The organism is Photorhabdus stackebrandtii, assembly GCF_011189495.1.
Taxonomy (GTDB): domain Bacteria; phylum Pseudomonadota; class Gammaproteobacteria; order Enterobacterales; family Enterobacteriaceae; genus Photorhabdus; species Photorhabdus khanii.
Window position 1 is genome coordinate 1 of the sequence record NZ_PUJV01000070.1, and the last position, 5187, is coordinate 5187.

A 5187-nucleotide genomic window follows, 5' to 3' on the forward strand; every position below is an offset into this window, starting at 1 on the left:
CACAACGCGCTGCCCCTCGCCAGAAAGTCTATGTCGTTAAATATGCGGATGATTTCGTCATTTCCGGGAGTTCGAAAGAAGTACTGGAAGAACGGGTGAAACCTGCTGTAGCTGCCTTTCTCAGAGAAGCGGAGCATAAGGGAAGGGATTTATCCAGGAGTAAAGCACGTTGGGTTACCGGGTCATTATCAGGCCTTAGTAAGGCTTGAGCCGTGTGCGCTGAAAGGCGCACGCACGGTTCTTAGAGGGCTGGAGACAGGTAACTGTCTCTGGCTACTCTGCGAATATTCAGGGAGGATTGTCTCCGGATTTAAGATTCCCCTATACTTCAGGGCATGTTTCAAAAGTTACTTGATGAGAATAATGAATGATGAGTGCTAACTCAATCAAACAAGCGGTCTGGAATGCATATGATATTTTTCGTGATATAGGCATCCTACCCATTTGCAACGATTTCTTCCTCACTCTGTTTTTTAAAAATACATATTCGATGTACACAGAGAAAAAATAGAAGACATGGAGGCTGCATAATGAATCAACCCGCATTACCGGAATCAAACCTATTGCTAGACAATATTAGGGCGCTATTAACCCAAGGTCGCAAACAAGCCGCACAAGCAGTCAATACTGTTATGGTGCAAACTTATTGGGAAATCGGCCGCCTGATTGTCGAAGATGAACAACAAGGACAGACGCGCGCTGAATATGGTAAGAAAGTACTCAAAAACCTTTCCACTTCTTTAACCAAAGAGTTTGGCAAAGGTTTTGATAACTCCAATCTTCGTTATATGAGATTGTTTTATATTACTTTTCCAAATCGTGACGCACTGCGTCACGAATTAAGCTGGACACACTACCGCACCTTAACCCGCATTGAAAACGAGCAAACCAGACAATGGTATATGAAAGAAGCAATTGAGCAGGCTTGGTCTGCTCGCGCGTTAGAACGCCAAATCGGTACCTTCTATTACGAGCGCTTGCTTTCTACTCAAGCAAAGCAACAAAATATCCAGTCTGTACTGGATGAAGCGCAGCAAAAAACCACGGCACTGACTTTATCGGCAAAAGATTACTTGCGTGACCCATATATTTTCGACTTTTTAGGTTTACCGAGTGCTGTACTACAAGAAAGTGAACTTGAACAAGCGCTAATCGACAATCTGCAAAAGTTCCTGCTGGAACTCGGTAAAGGCTTTGCATTTGTCGAACGTCAGCAACGTATCAGTACCGATGATGGTGATTATTACATTGATTTGGTGTTCTACAACTTTCATCTCAAATGCTTTTTGTTGATTGACCTGAAAATGCATAAGCTCACTCATCAAGATGTGGGGCAAATGGACATGTATGTGCGCATGTACGAAGAGAAAAAACGCCGCAGTGATGATAACCCAACCATCGGCTTAATTTTATGTACCGAAAACAATCATACCGTTGCCAAATATTCAGTACTCAACGACAGCAAGCAATTGTTTGCCTCAAAATACATGTTGGAACTGCCAAGTGAAGAAGAGCTTCGTTTACAGCTCGAAAAAGAGCGTCAGCATTTGTTAGATCAACAAGAAAAACCGCAGTAGAATTTTTTTACTTTGACGCGTAAAGGGGAGAAAATTTCTCCTCTTGAATCTACGCCAACTCCTTTGATTGCCATTACCTGTAACTACTCGCAAACGAAAATGGTCGGACTCGCATTTACCACTTTTTCACTCATGGTAACTGCAAATGAAATTCATCATATTGGTTGCCCAACCGCTAATATCCTGTTGCGCAATTCAGCTATGCGAACCGGATCGAGCTGATTGTTAAACAACAAAATTGTTCCACCATACTTTTCAGACGACAACCATACCGTGTCTACATCGATTCTAAATCATCAATGTAATTTAGCCTTGTTTACTTTAGCTGTAAGAGTTAATGCCTTAAAATGTGTTAAAGTAGGTATCTCTGATAAATTTGCAATAGCGCTGTCTGTAATACCTTCAACTATTTTTTAAACAACTCCAACAGGCTCTTCTATTTAGCTCACGTAGCAAAATAATGGTTGATGCCTGAATCTGTTTTTATTGGCAGGTATTAGATCTTCCAGTAGTAAACTAACCATCAGTTATTACCGACCTTTCCAGCTTCCTTCACTCTCATCAGAAAACATAGTATTGTAGAGATGGTGATGGAACAGGTTTGTCTTGCCAAATATAAAATGTTGAACGTCTGACTTTCATCACCCGGCACAATTAATGGATGGGATAGGAGAGCATAAAAACCTTGGGGCACTCATGCAGCAATAGTCTTTGCCAAACTAGTGATCTGTTTCTTCGCTTAATTTGATCCCCGGATACCAGTGCTCAAATCGCGTTTTTAAATCATGATTGAGTACTGCTGTTCGTGTCTGGAGTAGATAATGTGCACCTTGTTGACTCCATTGCATTTGCTGTTTTTTCACCATGCACTTAGCAATAACTTCATTGATCGTTGATTCAACAAATGAAGAGGAAATGGGTTCACCATACCGGTACATTTCACCGTAATTCGGGATCATCATGCTGTTATTTTCAATCTAGGTGTACATTTCATCTATATGTTTTAACAATGATTTATTGTTACCATAAGGCGATATATCCTCATCACACATGGCAGCACAATCATCCAGGTGTTCTAATGCCTTAATCACATTTCCATGCCAGATAGACCATTTTGTACTGGTTAAAGAATCTAATAATTCTGTACCAAGCTTCGGATCGTTTTTAGATACCCCTTTGGCATATTGTTTTAGTACGGTCAGACGCATTGTAATATGAAACCAATTAAGTATGTGCTGGGTTACTCGGTTTTCTATTTGCCGTAATTTTGGTGTAATAAAGAACAACTCTCATTGATACATTGAATCGTATAGGTCAAGACAGAAAGAATAAACAGGAATGATGCCAAAGGTAGCCAAACGGATTACATGAATTTTAAAAAAAAATAAAAAAACTTATATTCAACAGGTTATCATGTTTTATCAAGTGCTATTCAAAATCGATTTTTCCGTTGAAAGCCAGACGTAGCAAGGGCTAAGAGGGAGCAAGGGAACAAATCGGGGCTATGGTCAGAAAACCCCATCTATCAAACTTGACCTGTTTCCCATACACGAAGGTTGATACAACAGCTTACCGGCATAGTTGTCTGCCTGACGTTAACGTCAAACTTGAACAAAGCAGAACACCGTATGACGCTGGAAGGCATTCTCTATCGAATGAGAACGGGCTGCCCCTGGTGGGATATCCCTGCCGATTTCGGTCAATGGAATACGGTATTCTGTCGTTTTAATCTGTGGTCAAAGAAAGGTATTTTGCAGTGATTATTCAAATGGTTATCTCATCACACTGATTCAGAATGGTTGTTCATTGATGGCAGTATAATCCGGGCGCATCAGCACAGTGCCGGCGCAGCTTCAGGGGAAGATACATCAATAGGCCAGAGTCGAGGGGGACGTTCAACCAAAATCCATTTGGTGGTAGACAGTTATGTGTAACGGCTCGCAATCGAAATCCCACCGACTCGCAATTATCGCCAGTTTCGGCTCACACTAATTGCAAATTTGCGACACGAAGTTGTCTGTAGAAGTTGTTCCCACGGCGAAGACGGAGGGAACCGCCCGTATCACTGGGTGAATCTAGGTGGTTGTTTAGTTTCTCCAGTATTCACTAAGCAATATTATCTTTTTGAATAAAAGAATCCGCTATATGAGTGGGCTTAATCATCCTGCAAGCAGCAGGATGATTTTTATGCGTGAGTCGAAGAAGTAAGTCTGACACCAGCTGCTCTGGTTATTTCTGTTAGTGTAGAGATCGTCGGGTTGCCAGATTCTGATAACGTCTTATAGAGTTGCTGACGAGACAAACCCGATTTTTTAGCGATTTCACTAATGCCTCCGCGTGCCTCTACAACACGACGAAGTGCGGTTAAGAACGCAGAAATTCCTCCTTCTTCGTAAATATCTTCTAATGCAGTTTGTAAATAGCTTTCTGCGTAATCTGGATCGGCTCTCAGTTCTGCAATCATGGCTACATCGTGATTTACTGAACATGAAAAATTGTCATTAGTTGCCACAGGATTATCCTCGTTAAGTTTACTTATTTTCATTAGGTTTCCTCTGCTTGTAGTCCTGTAAATATTCAACTGCCTTATCTATGTCTTTGTCTTGTGTCGTTTTATCACCACCAAAAAAAAGAATAATGATATCCTCTCCTTCTACCGTATAATAAACTCGATAACCTGTTCCAAAATTTATTCGCATTTCCCAAACGCCATCTCGTGCAAATTTATGATCTCCAAAGTTTCCAGTTTCAGCTCTGTCTATCTGATTATCTATTTTTGCGGCAGCTTGACGATGTTTCTTTCTTAATTTCGTTATCCAGTCTGTGAAAGGGACATTCCCTTGTCCATCCTGATAGCGTTCAATCCGGTATCGCATTGATTACCTCTGTATCTTTAACTGAATAAATTGTCGCATATAAACGACAATTAGGCAAGTTATTTGAGGTTGTGATCTGGTGGCTGTGATTTTTTATTATAAAATAATGTGAGTTGGGAAAGACGGAATTCAGGTTGGAGTCCAATAGTGTAGGTTCATTATCATTTAATCTGGGTTTGCGGCACGGATAGAATCATCTAATGTGGGTTGAAAACTGCCGTTGATTGCAGGTTTGGTGCTTTTTATTTTTAGGTCGCTACAGGTATGCTTGGGAACCAAGCATGAAAAAGATCGTGGCTCACGTATTTGGTGATCGCAGCGGGAAAACGTTGGAAAAACTGCTGGCGCTTCTCTCACCTTTTGACGTCCGCTTTTACTGTACGGATGATTTTTCCCCTTACAACCGACGACATCCGGAGGAAAAACACATTGTTGGAAAGTATTTTACACCTAACGTATCGAAAGAACCAACCTGACGCTTCGCACTCGTCTAAAAAGGCTAAACAGAAAAACAATCGGGTATTCCAAATCAGAAGAAATGCACGACAAGGTGATAGGCGCGTTCATTGAAACGGAATACTACTTTCTTTAAGGAGAATGTAATGACCGGTGCGCTGGGCAAAGCTGTACTGATCTTGCGGGTGAAAGTCCCGTCGTAGAAAGGGATTAGCCAGACCACTATGTAGCGAGTCTTGCGTTTCCGGCGGTAACAAAGGAGATGAAGCGTAGACAGC

4 protein-coding genes and 4 pseudogenes are annotated in these 5187 nt (G+C 41.4%); 4 read left to right on the forward strand and 4 right to left on the reverse strand.

Features of this window, described 5'->3' with window-relative positions:
- Nucleotides 1-209: hypothetical protein (locus C5470_RS21240; protein ID WP_479687682.1), on the forward strand; the 209-nt coding region annotated here is incomplete at its 5' end.
- A 321-nt stretch (nt 210-530) separates the two neighbouring features.
- Nucleotides 531-1577 (forward strand): PDDEXK nuclease domain-containing protein, encoded by a 1047-nt coding sequence (locus tag C5470_RS21245; RefSeq protein ID WP_166291760.1) that lies wholly within the window; start codon nt 531-533, stop codon nt 1575-1577.
- A 155-nt stretch (nt 1578-1732) separates the two neighbouring features.
- Here the strand turns inward: C5470_RS21245 and C5470_RS23135 are convergent.
- Nucleotides 1733-1854: pseudogene (locus C5470_RS23135) on the reverse strand (hypothetical protein); the annotation flags it as partial.
- Nucleotides 1855-2296: 442 nt separating this feature from the next.
- Nucleotides 2297-2818: pseudogene (locus C5470_RS21250) on the reverse strand (ISKra4 family transposase); the annotation flags it as partial.
- Nucleotides 2819-3133: 315 nt separating this feature from the next.
- On the opposite strand from C5470_RS21250, the pseudogene C5470_RS21255 reads away from it, so the two are divergent.
- Nucleotides 3134-3502 (forward strand): annotated as a pseudogene (locus C5470_RS21255) (IS5 family transposase); the annotation flags it as partial.
- Between the two features lie 260 nt (nt 3503-3762).
- On the opposite strand, the gene C5470_RS21260 reads toward C5470_RS21255, so the two are convergent.
- A complete protein-coding gene (locus C5470_RS21260; protein ID WP_422631100.1) occupies nt 3763-4041 on the reverse strand; it encodes an addiction module antidote protein in 279 nt (92 codons plus the stop codon).
- Nucleotides 4042-4108: 67 nt separating this feature from the next.
- On the reverse strand, nt 4109-4453 hold the full coding sequence (locus C5470_RS21265; protein ID WP_166291763.1) for a type II toxin-antitoxin system RelE/ParE family toxin: 345 nt from the start codon (nt 4451-4453) through the stop codon (nt 4109-4111).
- Between the two features lie 263 nt (nt 4454-4716).
- Between C5470_RS21265 and C5470_RS23140 the strand changes: the two are divergent.
- Nucleotides 4717-5045, forward strand: a pseudogene (locus tag C5470_RS23140) (IS1 family transposase); the annotation flags it as partial.
- Nucleotides 5046-5187 lie beyond the last annotated feature (142 nt).